Annotated in this window: 14 protein-coding genes; 11 read left to right on the top strand and 3 right to left on the bottom strand. The window is 70.5% G+C overall.

Translation table 11 applies throughout. The features are described from left to right. The first annotated feature begins 133 nt into the window (after window positions 1-133). Window positions 134-1,201, top strand: coding sequence for a pyrimidine utilization protein A (gene rutA / locus QQM39_RS23020; RefSeq protein WP_301999352.1), 1,068 nt, complete (start codon window positions 134-136; stop codon window positions 1,199-1,201). Then, window positions 1,198-1,848, top strand: coding sequence for an isochorismatase family protein (locus QQM39_RS23025; RefSeq protein ID WP_301999354.1), 651 nt, complete (start codon window positions 1,198-1,200; stop codon window positions 1,846-1,848). The genes rutA and QQM39_RS23025 overlap by 4 nt, the downstream gene beginning before the upstream one ends. A gap of 73 nt (window positions 1,849-1,921) precedes the next feature. Here QQM39_RS23025 and QQM39_RS23030 read toward each other — a convergent pair whose 3' ends face one another. Continuing rightward, window positions 1,922-2,557, bottom strand: coding sequence for a GtrA family protein (locus QQM39_RS23030; protein ID WP_301999355.1), 636 nt, complete (start codon window positions 2,555-2,557; stop codon window positions 1,922-1,924). A gap of 290 nt (window positions 2,558-2,847) precedes the next feature. After that, window positions 2,848-3,675, bottom strand: coding sequence for an NAD(P)H-binding protein (locus tag QQM39_RS23035; protein WP_302003691.1), 828 nt, complete (start codon window positions 3,673-3,675; stop codon window positions 2,848-2,850). Between the two features lie 175 nt (window positions 3,676-3,850). On the opposite strand from QQM39_RS23035, the gene QQM39_RS23040 reads away from it, so the two are divergent. After that, a complete protein-coding gene (locus tag QQM39_RS23040) occupies window positions 3,851-4,243 on the top strand; it encodes a helix-turn-helix domain-containing protein (RefSeq protein ID WP_301999357.1) in 393 nt (130 codons plus the stop codon). Here QQM39_RS23040 and QQM39_RS23045 read toward each other — a convergent pair whose 3' ends face one another. Further along, on the bottom strand, window positions 4,244-4,726 hold the full coding sequence (locus QQM39_RS23045) for a MarR family transcriptional regulator (RefSeq protein ID WP_301999359.1): 483 nt from the start codon (window positions 4,724-4,726) through the stop codon (window positions 4,244-4,246). A 105-nt stretch (window positions 4,727-4,831) separates the two neighbouring features. Between QQM39_RS23045 and QQM39_RS23050 the strand changes: the two genes are divergently transcribed. From QQM39_RS23050 to QQM39_RS23085, 8 genes are all read left to right on the top strand, one after another. Next, entirely contained in the window at window positions 4,832-5,230 is a 399-nt protein-coding gene (locus tag QQM39_RS23050) for an HGxxPAAW family protein (RefSeq protein WP_301999361.1), read from the top strand. Window positions 5,231-5,331: 101 nt separating this feature from the next. Continuing rightward, window positions 5,332-6,216, top strand: a complete 885-nt coding sequence (locus tag QQM39_RS23055) for a DUF2797 domain-containing protein (RefSeq protein ID WP_301999363.1) — start codon at window positions 5,332-5,334, stop codon at window positions 6,214-6,216. Window positions 6,217-6,483: 267 nt separating this feature from the next. Further along, window positions 6,484-6,642: a hypothetical protein gene (locus tag QQM39_RS46255; protein ID WP_367669011.1), complete on the top strand. Its 159-nt coding sequence runs from the start codon at window positions 6,484-6,486 to the stop codon at window positions 6,640-6,642. A 168-nt stretch (window positions 6,643-6,810) separates the two neighbouring features. Then, window positions 6,811-7,605: a DUF899 domain-containing protein gene (locus QQM39_RS23065; protein ID WP_301999364.1), complete on the top strand. Its 795-nt coding sequence runs from the start codon at window positions 6,811-6,813 to the stop codon at window positions 7,603-7,605. Window positions 7,606-7,774: 169 nt separating this feature from the next. Continuing rightward, the gene (locus QQM39_RS23070; protein ID WP_301999366.1) at window positions 7,775-8,515 is read left to right on the top strand and encodes a response regulator transcription factor; all 741 of its coding nucleotides are present in this window, start codon (window positions 7,775-7,777) and stop codon (window positions 8,513-8,515) included. Further along, window positions 8,512-10,149 (top strand): HAMP domain-containing sensor histidine kinase, encoded by a 1,638-nt coding sequence (locus QQM39_RS23075; protein ID WP_301999368.1) that lies wholly within the window; start codon window positions 8,512-8,514, stop codon window positions 10,147-10,149. Before QQM39_RS23070 ends, QQM39_RS23075 begins: the two co-directional genes overlap by 4 nt. Window positions 10,150-10,163: 14 nt before the next feature. Further along, window positions 10,164-11,678, top strand: coding sequence for a bifunctional glycosyltransferase family 2/GtrA family protein (locus QQM39_RS23080; RefSeq protein ID WP_301999371.1), 1,515 nt, complete (start codon window positions 10,164-10,166; stop codon window positions 11,676-11,678). Continuing rightward, window positions 11,675-13,903, top strand: a complete 2,229-nt coding sequence (locus tag QQM39_RS23085; RefSeq protein WP_301999373.1) for a glycosyltransferase family 39 protein — start codon at window positions 11,675-11,677, stop codon at window positions 13,901-13,903. The genes QQM39_RS23080 and QQM39_RS23085 overlap by 4 nt, the downstream gene beginning before the upstream one ends. Window positions 13,904-14,033 lie beyond the last annotated feature (130 nt).

Raw genomic sequence — 14,033 nt, forward strand, 5'->3', positions numbered from 1 at the left:
GATTCGATGGTTCGCAAGATCCTCACGCCTCTCACCCGGCCGGTCGACAGGACGCCAACAGCCGAGGCCTAACGTCGAGTTGATACCGACGGCTTAGCATCACCCGGGACCCCCGACCCCCTTGAGGAGCGGCATGGACATCGGTGTCTTCATCCCCATCGGCAACAACGGCTGGCTCATATCGAAGAGTTCCCCGCAGTACCTGCCGACCTTCGAGCTCAACAAGGCCATCGTGCAGAAGGCCGAGGAGCACGGTCTCGACTTCGCGCTGTCGATGATCAAGCTGAAGGGGTTCGGGGGCGACACCGAGTTCTGGGACCACTGTCTGGAGTCGTTCACGCTGATGGCGGGCCTGGCCGCGGTCACCGAGCGGATCAAGCTGTACGCCTCCACGCCCATCCTCGTCCTGCCCCCGGCGATCGTCGCCCGCATGGCCACGACGGTCGACTCGATCGCCCCCGGCCGCTTCGGCGTCAACATCGTCACCGGCTGGGCGCCCGGCGAGTACTCCCAGATGGGCCTGTGGCCCGGCGACGAGCACTTCGGCAACCGCTACGCCCGGGCCGTCGAGTACGTCACCGTGATGAAGGAGCTGTGGCGCGAGGGCGTCAGCGACTTCAAGGGCGAGTTCTACGAGATGGACGACTGCGTGCTGTCGCCGCGCCCGGCGAACGGGCACATCGACATCGTTGCCGCGGGCCAGAGCAGCACGGGCATGCGGTTCGCCGCCGAGCACGCCGACTACAACTTCATCCTCGGCAGCGGCGTCAACACCCCGCTCGCCTTCTCGGACAGCACCGCCACGCTGGTGGAGGCGGCGCGGGAGACCGGCCGGGACGTGGGCGCGCTCTCCCTCTTCATGGTCATCGCGGACGAGACCGACGAGGCCGCCCAGGCCAAGTGGCGCGACTACCACGACAACGCCGACCGCGCGGCACTGGCGTACATGGCCGGGGAGTCCGCCTCGGACACGACCGCCGACGACTCCTCGACCGCCCGCACCATCGTGCTGCCCGAGGGCGCGGTGAACTTCAACATGGGCACGCTCGTGGGGTCGTACGAGAGTGTCGCGAAGATGCTCGACGAGGTCGCCGAAGTCGACGGCACCAAGGGGATCATGCTGGTCTTCGACGACTTCCTGGAGGGCATCGAGAACTTCGGCACGCGCATCCAGCCGCTGATGAAGTGCCGGCGGGCATGAGCGGGTTACAGCAGCGCGAGGACGACTACGAGCAGGTCGGCTTGGGCGGCCGGCTCACCCCCGGCACCTCCCCGGCCCTGCTCCTGGTGGACCCCGCCCGGGCCTACGTGGACCCCGACTCCCCTCTCTATGCCGGGGTCGAACCGGCCGTGGAGGCGATGAAGGAGCTGCTGGCGGGCGCCCGCCGAGCGGGCATCCCCGTGGTCGTCACGCGGGTGCGGTTCCGGCCCGACGGCGGCGACGGCGGCGTCTTCTTCCGCAAGGTGCCGACGCTGAAGGTGTTCGCCGAGGGCAGTCCGTACGGCGACTTCATCGACGGACTGGCCCCGACGGCAGCCGAGTTGACGGTCACGAAGCAGTACCCGAGCGCCTTCTTCGGTACGTCCCTGGCGGCGTACCTCACCGCCAACCGCATCGACACGCTCCTCATCGGCGGGCTGTCGACGAGCGGTTGCGTGCGCGCCACCGCGCTCGACGCGATGCAGCACGGGTTCGTCCCGGTTGTCGTGGAGGAGGCGGTGGGTGACCGGGATCCGGACGTGCACGCGGCGAACCTCTTCGACATCCGGCACAAGATCGGTGAGGTGTGGCCGATGGGCCGGGTGGAGGAGTATCTCGGAGGCGTGCGGGGAGACGAACGGCCTTGATGACAGGGGTGGTTGCGGGCAGCCCGTGATCCGCCTCGCGCACTCTCGACGCGCTGCATCTGAGGGACAGCAGCTATGCGACGGACGGGACCATCGGGGAGTACGTGGAGCGCTGGGGGTCGGTGCCGAGGGTTCCGGCGGCGCGGGTGGCGAGGGAGAGGGGGCCGCGGGACCGAGCTGGGGTCGCCGTGATCGCCGGGTGCGCGAGGTTCGTCGGGACGGGGGCTGGGGCCGGGGTCGCGGCCGGGAGGTGCCCGGCGTTCGCCGTGGCAGCCTCTTTCTTCCGCTCCGCGAACACGAACAGCCGCAGGACCAGGAACCGGCCGATGCCGGCCAGCCCGGAGGCGGTGAGGTAGACGGCCTGCTCGCGGAGCATGGTGGGCGACGGCCGTACGGCGTGCAGTACGAGCATCGCGGCGGTCGTCGCCAGGTACGCGGCGACGGCCGACCCCGAGGACTGCAGGTGCTGCCGCCAGCCGGGGCGCCGTCCGGTGCCGAAGGTGAACAGGGCGTGCAACTCGGTGCACAGGAGGGTGGCGGCGACGGTGATCAAGGCGTTGGCGAGCGCCCAGGGCATCACCGCGGCCAGCAGCGGGACGGCTGCGCTGGAGAGGAGCCCGACACCGCCGCCGCACACCACGAACCGGGCGAAGGAGGAGAAGGGGCCCGGTGTCGACGGGCCCGGCGTCGACGGGCGCTGCGACTCCATGGCGGCTTCCTTCCGGGCTGACCTGAACCTCTGACGGATTCAGCTCATCCCGGCACGGCTTCAGCAGGGCCTCAGTCGGGCTTCAGCCGGTCTCGACGGGGCTTCAGCCGGTGCGGACCGCGCCTCAGCCGGGATTTCAGCCGGGATCAACTGAGGCCAACGATGCCGTTGTCCGCACGTCGGAGCGATGGAGTGACCTACCGGACCGAAGGTGGGGCAGGCTCCACCATGGGAGGTCGGGGCAGCGCCCAGCTCGACTCCGCGGCCCCCGTCCAGCACTGCTCCGCAGGCTATGCGTAGGCACTGACATTGCGTCCGGCCCAGTCCGCGAACGCACGGCCCGGCCGCCCGAGGACGCGCTCCACGTCCGGGCTCACCCGTCGCAACGCGGCCGCCGGAGCCCCGAGCATGTCGAGCGTGCTCTCCACGACCGGCTCGGGCATGAACCCCAGCATCCGCTCCCGGGCCTCAGCGCGGGTCAGTTCGACGAACCGGACGGCCTCACCCAGGGCGTCCTCGATCGCGGCCGTCTGCTGCCGGGGCGAGACGGGCGCGGGGCCGGTCAGTTCGTAGACCTCGCCGTCGTGGCCCGGCCCGCGCAGCGCCAACGCCGCGACCTCCGCGATGTCGACCGGGTCGACGGTCGGCAGGGCCACGTCGCCGAAAGGGGCGGCCACCTCCCGCCGGGTGCGGATCAGGTCGGCCCACTGGAGGGCGTTGGAGTGGAAGCCACCCGGGCGCAACACCGTCCACTCCAGGCCCGATGCCTTGACGGCGTCCTCCAGGAACGAGGGGTGCTCCCCGGTGCCGACCCCTTGGGACGACAGCAGGACCACACGCCGTACGCCGGATCCCCGTACGACCTCCAGGACGGCCCCGAGGCCACCGCCGGCCGCCATGAAGTCGCCGGAGGTCAGCAGGAACAGGGCCTTGGCCCCGTCGAGCGCGGGTGCCAGGCGTTCGGGTTCGGTGAGGTCGGCCGGGTGGTGGCGGGTCCCCTCCGGCACGTCCCGCGCGGAGATCCGGCGGGAGACCGCCGTCACCTGCTCGCCCGCTTCGACGAGGGCCCGCACAAGTGGCCGTCCCACATTGCCGGTTGCTCCGGTCACCACGATCATCATCGGTCTCCGTTCGGTTCCGAGGTTTCCGAGGTTCCGAGGTGCCGAGGTGCCGAGGTTCGGATCTCGGATCTCGGATCTCGTATCTCGTCTTTCGCTCTCGTCTCGCACGGCGACGCTACTGTTCTGGAGGTAGTAGGTACCTAGAGGAAAGTATTGGCAGACGGGGGTAGTTGTGACCGAGGACATAGGGAAGTCGGAGAAGCGGGCCCCGCGCGGCGGCGATCCCGAGAACGCCTGCCCGGTCGCCCCCGTCGTCGACATCGTCTTCAGCCGCTGGACCACCCCGATCCTGTGGGCGCTCCACGAGTACGGCCGGCAGCGCTTCGTCGAACTGGAGCGCCGGATCGCCACGATCACACCGAAGGTGCTGACCCAGCGACTGCGGCAGCTGGAGCGGGACGGCCTGGTCGTGCGCACGTACCACCCCGAAGTGCCGCCCCGCGTGGAGTACGAGATCAGCGAACTCGGCCGTAGCCTCGCGCCGTTGTTCGCCGCGCTCTCCGAGTGGTCCGCCCGTCTGCCCGAGGTCGAGCGGGCACGGGCGGCGTACGACGCCCGTCGCTGATCAGGCCTTGTCCTGGTCGCGGAGTTCGTCGATGTAGGCCTGCGCGAGCCCTGTCGTACGGGTGAACCAGTCCGTGAGTACGGAGATCTCGTCGGCGGAGTAGTCGGCGAAGAGGGCGTTGAGGCGGGCGTAGTAGGGGCCGTAGAGCTCCTCGACCCGGGTGACCGCGGCTGGGACGGCGGCCACGCGGACGCGGCGACGGTCGGTCGGGTCCGGGCGGCGGGTGATGAAGCCGGCACGTTCCAGGCGGTTGAGGATGCCGGTCATCGCGCCGGTCGTGACGTGGGCGTGTTCCGCGAGGTCGCCCGCCGTGAGCAGGTTCTCGCCGGCTTTCAGCACGCAGGCGAAACAGAGCAGGTCGGTGATGTTCAGGCCCAGCCGCTGGGCCATTTCCTGCTGGCCGAGCAGGTGGGCCGCGATGAGGGAGTCCATCGCCTCCAGCGCCTGGGCCGGGGTGGCGGTGGGGCGCGGCTTGGCTTGCATCTTCCTGATTACCTTAGCTTGTGAGAGATTTAGTGCCTAAACTTCTCACGAGGTGAGAGATTCTCCGAATGCTCCGAATGCTCGAAATGCTCGGGAGGTGGGCACGTGAGTCAGTATGACGAGGGGCACACGGTCGCGGGGTGGACCGGAACCGCGATCGCGAGCGTCGGCGCCGCTGTGCTGGGGGCGGGGACATGTGTGGTTTCGGCTGCGCTGATGGTGGGCGGGCTGGGGATCCTGGCGGCGAGCGTCCTCGTCACCTGGGCCCTGCACCTGTCCGGTTGGGGCAAGCCGCCGGGCGTCCGGACTCGCGGTCAGTGGCGTATGGGGTCGCGCGATCTGACCGCGCGGGACGGACATGCGGATTGTTGGGGGTGCCGACTGGCGGGGCGCGGTCGACGGCGTACGGCCGTGGTGGCGTCCGTGGTGGCGTCCGACGCCGCGTCCGACGTGGTTGTCGTGACCGGGGATCCCGAGCCCGCCGCCGCTGAGGCCGGCCGCTGAGGTCGGGGCGTCGAGGTCGGGGCGTCGAGGTCGGTTGCGGAACCGGCGCCCCCAGTCGCCGAACCGCCGTTGTCAGTGCCTGCCTCTAGTCTCGAAGAGCGATGGCACAGGCATGGAGATGCAAGGGGCTGCGGTGGTCCGCGGACGGCCCCGAGCTGGCGTGGGACGGCGGTCGGCGCTCCGCGCTGACCTGGGGGAAACGGGTGGCCTTCGGGGTCGCGGAAGGGGGCGTGCGGACATGCGTGGGAGCACGGGGGCATGCGTGCCCGGTACGGGCGGTCGTGCCGGGGCGGAGTACGGGGGCGCGGTGCGAGGAGTGCGCGCGGCTGGACCGGGCGCACTCGGTGGCGGCCGACACGATCGCGGACGATCCCCGGCCGTACCACGTATATCTGGCGTGGTTCGGGCCCGGGATGGTGAAAGTCGGCATCACCGGCCTTGAGCGCGGCTCGGCACGGCTGCTGGAACAGGGCGCCGTCTGCTTCACCTGGCTGGGCGTCGGCCCACTGATGGCGGCCCGGCGCGCCGAGGAGCTGTTGCGCGCGGCCCTGCGGGTGCCGGACCGGATCCCGTACGCACACAAGCGGGCGGTGCGCTCCGCGCTGCCGGCGTCGGCGGCGGAGCGGGCCGCCGACGTGGAGGACCTGCACGCCCGGGCCGTGGCCCTCCCCGGCTGGCCGGAGTCACTCGACCGTGAGCCCTGCCAACCGGTCGATCACGCCGGGGTGTTCGGGCTCGCGGAGCTGCCGGACGCGGTGGGGGAGGTGACCGAGCTGGTCGCGGGCGGGGTGGTGAGCGGGCGGTTGGTGGCGGCTGCGGGGCCGGATCTGCATCTGGCGGCCGGGGGTGGGGTCGTCGTGCTGGATACGCGGTTGATGCGGGGGTGGGAGCTGAATGCTGTCGAGGGACTCGTGGCAGGGGGTGAACTCACCTTGCCCGTAAGGGAGTTCAAGCATGAGGTGAGCGCACAGGACAGCTTGTTCTGATCCGGGAGACCGACGGGAGGGGCGGGGACGGGGACGGGGACGGTAAAGAGTTGGATCCCTCCGGGATCCCTTTCGGCAAGGAACCTGGACGCCGTGGGGTGCGGGAACGGACCGTAGGTGACATGAGCGATCACCGCATTGCACCTGTCGTCCCTGTTCCTGCTCACGAACCTCCGTACTACGCCGTGGTGTTCACCTCCGTACGCACAGAGGGCGACGGCGGATACGGTGCGACCGCCCAGCGGATGGGCGAACTGGTCAAGCCACGTGGAGCATCGCGCGGCCAAGGCGCACGGGCGTGCCCACTGGTACGAGCGCTACTCGCTGCACATCGCCAGGGTTGAGCACAGCAGTGGGTTCGAGCGGGCGAGCACCCTGACCGCCGGGTCCTGCGAGCTCCTCTCTCCGGACGGTGTCCAGCGGTGAGGTGAGGTGAGGTGAGGTGAGGTGTGGGCCGATCGATGGGGATCGGCCCACTGATCAGTCGCGGCAGCGATGAGTTCCGGCCGGGTCGGGAGTCTGTTCCGGTGAGTGTCGTGGGACGCGCATGACGTCATACGGCGCTGCCCGCCCCGAGACATCACGGAGGACACCATGACGACCACGCCGGACGACCCGACCACCGCGCTGCCCGGCCGCCCACCCGTGGTCGACCTGGCCACCTGGCAGACCGCCCGTGACGAGCTGCTGATCCGCGAGAAGGCCCACACGCGCGAGGGCGACGCCATCGCCGCGGCCCGCCGTCGGCTGCCGATGGTGGAGTTCGACGGGGCGGTCGAGGTCGTCGGAGCCGACGGCCCGGTTCCGTTCCTGGACCTGTTCCAGGGGCGCGACGAGCTCGTGGTCTACCAGCACATGTGGTACGACGGCGCGCCGCACCAGGGGCAGTGCGAGGGCTGCACCACCACGGCCTGGCATCTGCAGGACGCCGTCTACCTCAACGCCCGTGGCGTGTCGTTCGCCGTCCTGACCACGGGCCCCTGGGACGAGGTGGCCGCCTATGTCGAGTTCATGGGCTACACCCAGCCCTGGTACTCGGTGCTCGACGTGGACGCGCCGGTCGGCGGCGAGATGGGTTACCTCACCTGCTTCCTGCGCGACGGCGACCGCGCCTTCCTCACCTACTCCACGACGGGCCGTGGCAACGAGCGGGTCAACGGGTCCCTCGGCCTGCTCGACATGACGCCCTACGGCCGCGGCGAGGCATGGGAGGACAATCCCGAGGGTTGGCCCGAGGACTGGCCCGAGGGGGGCAGCCCGTGCTGGTCCTGGCGCTCGGACGCGGACGGGAACGCCACCTGGGGCCCGACCAGCCGCCCCGTGCCGCAGTGGACCCGCCCCGGCGCGACCCCCGTCAAGACCCTCGGTCGGCACGGCCACCACCACTGACGCGCCAATGACCTGCGGGTTTCCGGGTGAGAGGGCTTCTGGGGTCCTCGCGGACCCGCAGGTCTCTGGTGTCGACCCAAGCGTCCCCTGAGAGTCTCCTGTGCGTTTCTTAGGAAAATCACAGGTTGCAGAAAGCGTGTTCTCAGAGGACTCAGACAAAGTTTCCAGCATGACCACGACCTCGCCCCAGGGGCGCACCGAACTGCTGAGGCCGGACGGGAGCCCCGTCCGAGTGCTTGTGGTGGACGACGAGCTGTCGATCACCGAACTTCTGTCGATGGCCCTTCGCTATGAGGGCTGGCAGATCCGCAGCGCGGGGGACGGCCAGGGTGCCGTTCAGGCCGCGCGTGAGTTCCGGCCAGACGCCGTCGTCCTGGACATGATGCTGCCGGACATGGACGGGCTGGCCGTCCTCGGGCGGCTGCGGCGGGACCTGCCGGACGTGCCCGTGCTGTTCCTGACGGCCAAGGACGCGGTCGAGGATCGTATCGCCGGGCTCACGGCCGGTGGCGACGACTACGTCACCAAGCCGTTCAGCCTGGAGGAGGTCGTCGCCCGGCTGCGTGGGCTCATCCGGCGTTCCGGTGCCGCCGACCGGCGGTCGGACTCCGTGCTGGTCGTCGGGGACCTGACGCTTGACGAGGACAGCCACGAAGTCTCGCGGGCCGGGGAGAACATCCACCTCACCGCCACCGAGTTCGAACTGCTGCGCTTCCTGATGCGCAACCCGCGGCGCGTGCTCAGCAAGGCCCAGATACTCGACCGCGTGTGGTCGTACGACTTCGGCGGGCAGGCCAATGTCGTCGAGCTGTACATCTCCTACCTGCGCCGGAAGATCGACGCCGGTCGCGAGCCGATGATCCACACCCGGCGTGGCGCCGGTTACCTGATCAAGCCCGCGGCGTCATGAGCGGGCGACGACGACCGCGTACGCAGAAGAGACGAGCGGGTCAGCCGCGCACCCTGCGAGCGCGGCTCGTCGTCGCGTCCCTGGTGCTGATCGCTGTCGTGTGCGCCGTGATCGGTACGGTGACGACGCTCGCGCTGCGTTCGCACCTGTACGAACAACTGGGCACCCAGCTCACCGAGGTCGGCAACCGGGCCGCAGGCAAGCCTCCCGGCGCCGAGCCCGACAAGAGTGACCCCAACAAGAACGACGAGCCTGACAATGCCGCCCAGACCTTCGACCTCGGCGAGTTCGCCAAGCGCGCAGGCGGCCCGGGGTCGTCCGGCACGGTCATCGCCTTGGTCCGGAACGGCGTCATCACCGAGGCCAAGGTCGGGCAGAAGACGAACGACAGCACCGCCGCCGGCGACTTCGGGATGGAGGCCAACGACCTCACCGACGCTCAGGAAGCGGCGCTCAACAAGGTCGCTCAGGACGACGAGCAGCACACCGTCGACCTGGGCAGCCTCGGCGAATACCGCGTCTTGTACCGGACCAGCGCCGACCGCACCCGCAGCTACTACGTCGCCATCCCCACCAAGGACGTCAGCAGCACCCTCAACACCCTGATGCTCATCGAAGCCAGCGTCACCGCCGCCGCCCTGGTAGCCGCAGGCATCGCCGGCACCGTCATAGTCGGCGTAGCCACCCGCCCCCTCCGCCGAGTCGCGGCCACCGCCACCCGCGTCTCCGAACTCCCCCTCCACACCGGCGAGGTCAACCTCAGCGAGCGCGTCCCCGAGTCCGAGACCGACCCGCACACCGAGGTCGGCCGGGTCGGCGCCGCGCTGAACCGCATGCTGGACCACGTCCACGCCGCCCTGCACTCCCGCCAGCAGAGCGAGATGCGGGTACGGCAGTTCGTGGCCGACGCCAGCCATGAGCTGCGCACCCCCCTCGCCTCCATCCGCGGATACGCCGAGCTGACCAGACGCGGCAGAGAAGAGGTCGGGCCGGACACCCGGCACGCGCTCGGCCGTATCGAGTCCGAGGCGGGCCGGATGACGCTGCTCGTGGAGGATCTGCTGCTGCTCGCCCGGCTCGACGCCGGACGTCCGCTCCAGTTCGAGCAGACCGACCTGATCCCGCTCGTCGTGGACACCATCAGCGACGCCCGCGCGGCCGGCATGGATCACAACTGGCGCCTCGACCTGCCGGACGAGCCCGCGCTCGTGTCGGCGGACGCGGCCCGGCTGCAACAGGTCCTCGTCAACCTGCTCGGCAACGCCCGCAACCACACCCCGCCCGGGACGACGGTCACTGCCCGTGTTCAGCGGCGCGGCCCATGGATGTGCGTGGACGTCGAGGACAACGGCCAGGGCATCCCGGCCGATCTGCTCCCGCACGTCTTCGAACGGTTCGCGCGCGGCGACTCCTCGCGCTCGCGTGCCTCCGGCTCGACCGGTCTCGGCCTGGCCATCGTGCAGGCCGTGGCGACCGCGCACGGCGGCGCCGTGACCGTCGACAGCGTGCCCGGGCGCACCGTCTTCACGGTGCATCTGCCGGCGCTCCCCGCGCCGCCGAGCCCCGAAATGAGCTGGCAACAGCACTCACAGGCACAGCACAGCGTCACCACATCGGCGGAACAGGGCGCCTGACAAAAGTCGGTGTCATGCGAACCGACTCTTCTCCCGGCACCCTGCCGGCGCGGGAGCACCTCCCGGCCGGCGACGCCGGTACGCCTGTCCTGGACGTAGTGATCCCCGTCTACAACGAGGAGAAGGACCTCCAGCCGTGTGTGCTGAGACTGCATGATCACCTCAAGCGCACCTTCCCGTACGCGTTCCGCATCACGATCGCGGACAACGCGTCGACGGACACCACCCCCCAGGTGGCGTCGCGGCTGGAGGCGGAGATACCGGAGGTCAAGTCCTTCCGGCTGGAGCAGAAGGGCCGCGGCCGGGCGCTGCGGACCGTCTGGTCCGCCTCGGACTCCCCGGTCCTCGCCTACATGGACGTGGACCTGTCCACCGACCTCAACGCCCTGCTGCCGCTGGTGGCGCCGCTGATCTCCGGTCACTCGGACCTGGCGATCGGCTCCCGGCTCGCCCGCACCTCCCGCGTCGTACGCGGACCCAAGCGGGAGTTCATCAGCCGCGCCTACAACCTCATCCTCCGCGGCTCGCTCCAGGCCCGCTTCTCCGACGCCCAGTGCGGCTTCAAGGCGATCCGCCGGGACGTGGCCCAGGTGCTGCTGCCGCTGGTGGAGGACACCGGCTGGTTCTTCGACACGGAGATGCTGGTGCTCGCCGAGCGCGCGGGACTGCGGATCCACGAGGTGCCGGTCGACTGGGTCGACGACCCGGACTCCGCGGTCCACATCGTGAAGACGGCGACCGACGACCTCAAGGGCGTGTGGCGGGTCGGCAAGGCGCTGGCCGGCGGTGCGCTCCCGCTGGACCGGCTCACCCGCCCCTTCGGCGACGACCCGCGCGACCGCGAGATCAAGGACGTACCCAAGGGCCTGGCCCGCCAGCTCGTCGGCTTCTGCGTCGTCGGCGGCCTGTCCACCCTGTTCTACCTGCTGCTGTACAGCGGCTTCCGGGTGTTCACCGGCTCGCAGATCGCCAACGCGCTCGCCCTGCTGGTCTCCGCGATCGCCAACACGGCGGCCAACCGGCGCCTGACCTTCGGGGTGCGCGGCCGGAGCGGCGCCGTACGGCACCAGGCGCAGGGCCTGGTCGTCTTCGGCATCGGCCTCGCCCTGACCAGCGGTTCGCTCGCCGCCCTGAACGCGGCCGGCAGCAGCCCCGCGCACTCCACCGAACTGGCGGTCCTCATCGCCGCCAACCTCGCCGCGACGGTGCTGCGCTTCCTGCTCTTCCGGGCGTGGGTGTTCCCGGACCACAGCGACGGCGACACCGGTTCGACGGTGGTCGCCTCGCACCACCCGCCGCACGCCCCGGCCCCCAGCCCGTCCTCGCGGACCTACTCCACGGTCTCCGCAGCGCCCTCCGGCCACCACGGCCCGCTCCCGCAGCGTCCGGTGGCCCAGCGCGCGCCCCAGTACCCGTACGAAACCGCTCAGTTCCGCGCCGGTGAAGCCGCGGACGGCAGCTGGCGGGACGCCACCATGCAGCCGCAGCCGGTGCGCCCGCACGACACCGACTCGAGGGACTCCCGATGACGACCCACTACGACCAGACCGCGCACGACAGAGAGGCGAGTCCCGACCCCTGGGACCGGCCCCCGACACCCCCGCCCGCCGCCCCGGTTCCCGACGCCGGTGAACCCAAGCAGCCCTTCGTACGGCGGCTGTGGCGCGGCCGCCCCGAGGACCCGCGCTGGGCGCGCCCGGCCATCCTCGGCCTGCTGCTCGCCACACTCCTGCTCTACCTCTACAACCTGAGCGCCTCCGGCTACGCCAACTCCTTCTACTCGGCGGCCGTCCAGGCCGGCAGCCAGTCCTGGAAGGCCTTCTTCTTCGGCTCGCTGGACGCGGCCAACGCCATCACCGTCGACAAGCCCCCGGCCGCGCTGTGGCCGATGGCCCTGTCGGTGCGGCTCTTCGGCCTCCACTCGTGGGCGATCCTCCTGCCCGAGGTCCTGATGGGCGTCGGCACGGTCGCCGTCGTCTACGCCTCCGTACGCCGCCGGTTCAGCCCCGTGGCCGGCCTGATCGCGGGCACGGTGCTCGCGCTCACCCCCGTCGCGGCGCTGATGTTCCGGTTCAACAACCCGGACGCGATGCTGGCCCTGCTGATGGCCGTGGCCTGCTACTTCGTGGTCCGCGCTCTGGAGGACGGCCGTACGAAGTGGCTGGTGTGGGCCGGTGTCGCGATCGGCTTCGCCTTCCTCGCCAAGACGCTGCAGGCCTTCCTGATCCTGCCGCCGCTGGCGATCGTGTACGCGGTCTGCGCGCCGGTGTCGGTGAAGAAGCGCTTCGGACAGCTGGCCGCGGCGACGCTCGCACTGGTCGTCTCCGGCGGCTGGTGGGTCGCGATCGTCGAACTGTGGCCCGCCTCCTCCCGCCCCTACATCGGCGGCTCTCAGAACGACTCCTTCCTGGAGCTGACCTTCGGCTACAACGGCCTCGGCCGGCTCAACGGCGAGGAGACCGGCAGCGTCGGCGGCGGCGGTGGCAACGGTGGCGGCAACTGGGGCGAGACCGGCTGGGACCGCCTGTTCAGCTCCAGCATCGGCGGCCAGATCTCCTGGCTGATCCCGGCCGCGCTGATCCTGCTGATCGCGGGCCTGGTGGCCACGCGCAAGGCCAAGCGGACGTCGGTGACGCGTGGTTCGTTCCTGGTCTGGGGCGGCGCGCTGATCACGACCATGCTGGTCTTCAGCTACATGCAGGGCATCTTCCACGAGTACTACACGGTGGCCCTCGCCCCCTACATCGCCCCGCTGATCGGCATGGGCGCGGCCAAGCTCTGGGAGGAGCGCGGCAAGATGTGGGCGTCGCTGTCCCTGGCGGCCGCGATGACGGCCACCGCGGCCTGGGGCTACGTCCTGCTCAACCGCTCCTCCGACTATCTGCCCTGGCTGAAGTGGGTCGTACTGGTCGGCGGTCTGGCCGCCGCGCTGGGCCTGATCTTCGCCTCGAAGCTGGGACGCCAACTGACCATGGGAGTCGTCGGTTTGGGCCTCGCCGCGGCACTGGCCGGTCCGACCGCGTACACCCTCACCACGCTGAGCGAGGGCCACACCGGCTCGATCGTCACCGCCGGCCCCGCGGTCGCGGGCGGCCGTGGCGGCGGCCCCGGTGGCGGTGGCGGTGGCGGCATGGGCGGCCCCGGCGGGGGCGGCATGCCCGGCCGGAACCAGCAGAACCAGCAGGGGCAGCAGGGTCAGCAGGGTCAGAACAACCAGCAGGGCGGCCAGAACCAGCAGAACGGCAACGGCTTCCCCGGTGGCGGCATGCCCCGCCAGCAGGGCCAGGGCCAGGGCCAGGGCCAGGGCCAGGGCCAGCAGGGCGGCATGCCCGGCGGTGGTCAGAGGGGCGAAGGCGGCATGGGCGGCGGTGGCGGCGTGGGCGGTCTGCTCAACGGCGCCAGCGTCAGCGACGAGGCCAAGAAGCTGCTGGAGACCGACGTCGACGACTACACCTGGGCCGCCGCGGCCATCGGCGCCCAGAACGCCGCGAGCTACCAGCTCTCCACCGGCGCCCCGGTCATGGCGATCGGCGGCTTCAACGGCACCGACCCGTCCCCGACGCTGGCGCAGTTCAAGGAGTACGTGGCGGATGGCAAGATCCACTACTTCATCTCCAGCGGCTCCGGTGGCGGCATGGGCGGCAGCAGCAGCGGTACGTCCTCGCAGATCACCTCGTGGGTCGAGGCCAACTTCAAGAAGGTGACGGTCGGTTCGGCCACCTTCTACGACCTCACGCAGAAGGCGAGCAGCTGACGTAGGTCTTGAGGCTGGATGAGGAAGGGCGGTGACCGCTCGGGTCGCCGCCCTTCCTCCTGTCGCGGGCCCTTCCCGCTGTCTACGGCCGGAAAGCGCGTTGTACAGCGTATGGGAACTGTTCTACGGT

It is taken from the genome of Streptomyces sp. DT2A-34, assembly GCF_030499515.1.
Classification (GTDB): Bacteria; Actinomycetota; Actinomycetes; order Streptomycetales; family Streptomycetaceae; genus Streptomyces.

Coding starts and splice junctions, on each gene's coding strand:
- QQM39_RS23070 (WP_301999366.1), top strand. CDS start 7,775: ATGACCACGACCTCGCCCCAGGGGCGCACCGAACTGCTGAGGCCGGAC.
- QQM39_RS23085 (WP_301999373.1), top strand. CDS start 11,675: ATGACGACCCACTACGACCAGACCGCGCACGACAGAGAGGCGAGTCCC.
- QQM39_RS23080 (WP_301999371.1), top strand. CDS start 10,164: ATGCGAACCGACTCTTCTCCCGGCACCCTGCCGGCGCGGGAGCACCTC.
- QQM39_RS23065 (WP_301999364.1), top strand. CDS start 6,811: ATGACGACCACGCCGGACGACCCGACCACCGCGCTGCCCGGCCGCCCA.
- QQM39_RS23055 (WP_301999363.1), top strand. CDS start 5,332: ATGGCACAGGCATGGAGATGCAAGGGGCTGCGGTGGTCCGCGGACGGC.
- rutA (WP_301999352.1), top strand. CDS start 134: ATGGACATCGGTGTCTTCATCCCCATCGGCAACAACGGCTGGCTCATA.
- QQM39_RS23035 (WP_302003691.1), bottom strand. CDS start 3,675: ATGATCGTGGTGACCGGAGCAACCGGCAATGTGGGACGGCCACTTGTG.
- QQM39_RS23045 (WP_301999359.1), bottom strand. CDS start 4,726: ATGCAAGCCAAGCCGCGCCCCACCGCCACCCCGGCCCAGGCGCTGGAG.
- QQM39_RS23075 (WP_301999368.1), top strand. CDS start 8,512: ATGAGCGGGCGACGACGACCGCGTACGCAGAAGAGACGAGCGGGTCAG.
- QQM39_RS23030 (WP_301999355.1), bottom strand. CDS start 2,557: ATGGAGTCGCAGCGCCCGTCGACGCCGGGCCCGTCGACACCGGGCCCC.
- QQM39_RS23025 (WP_301999354.1), top strand. CDS start 1,198: ATGAGCGGGTTACAGCAGCGCGAGGACGACTACGAGCAGGTCGGCTTG.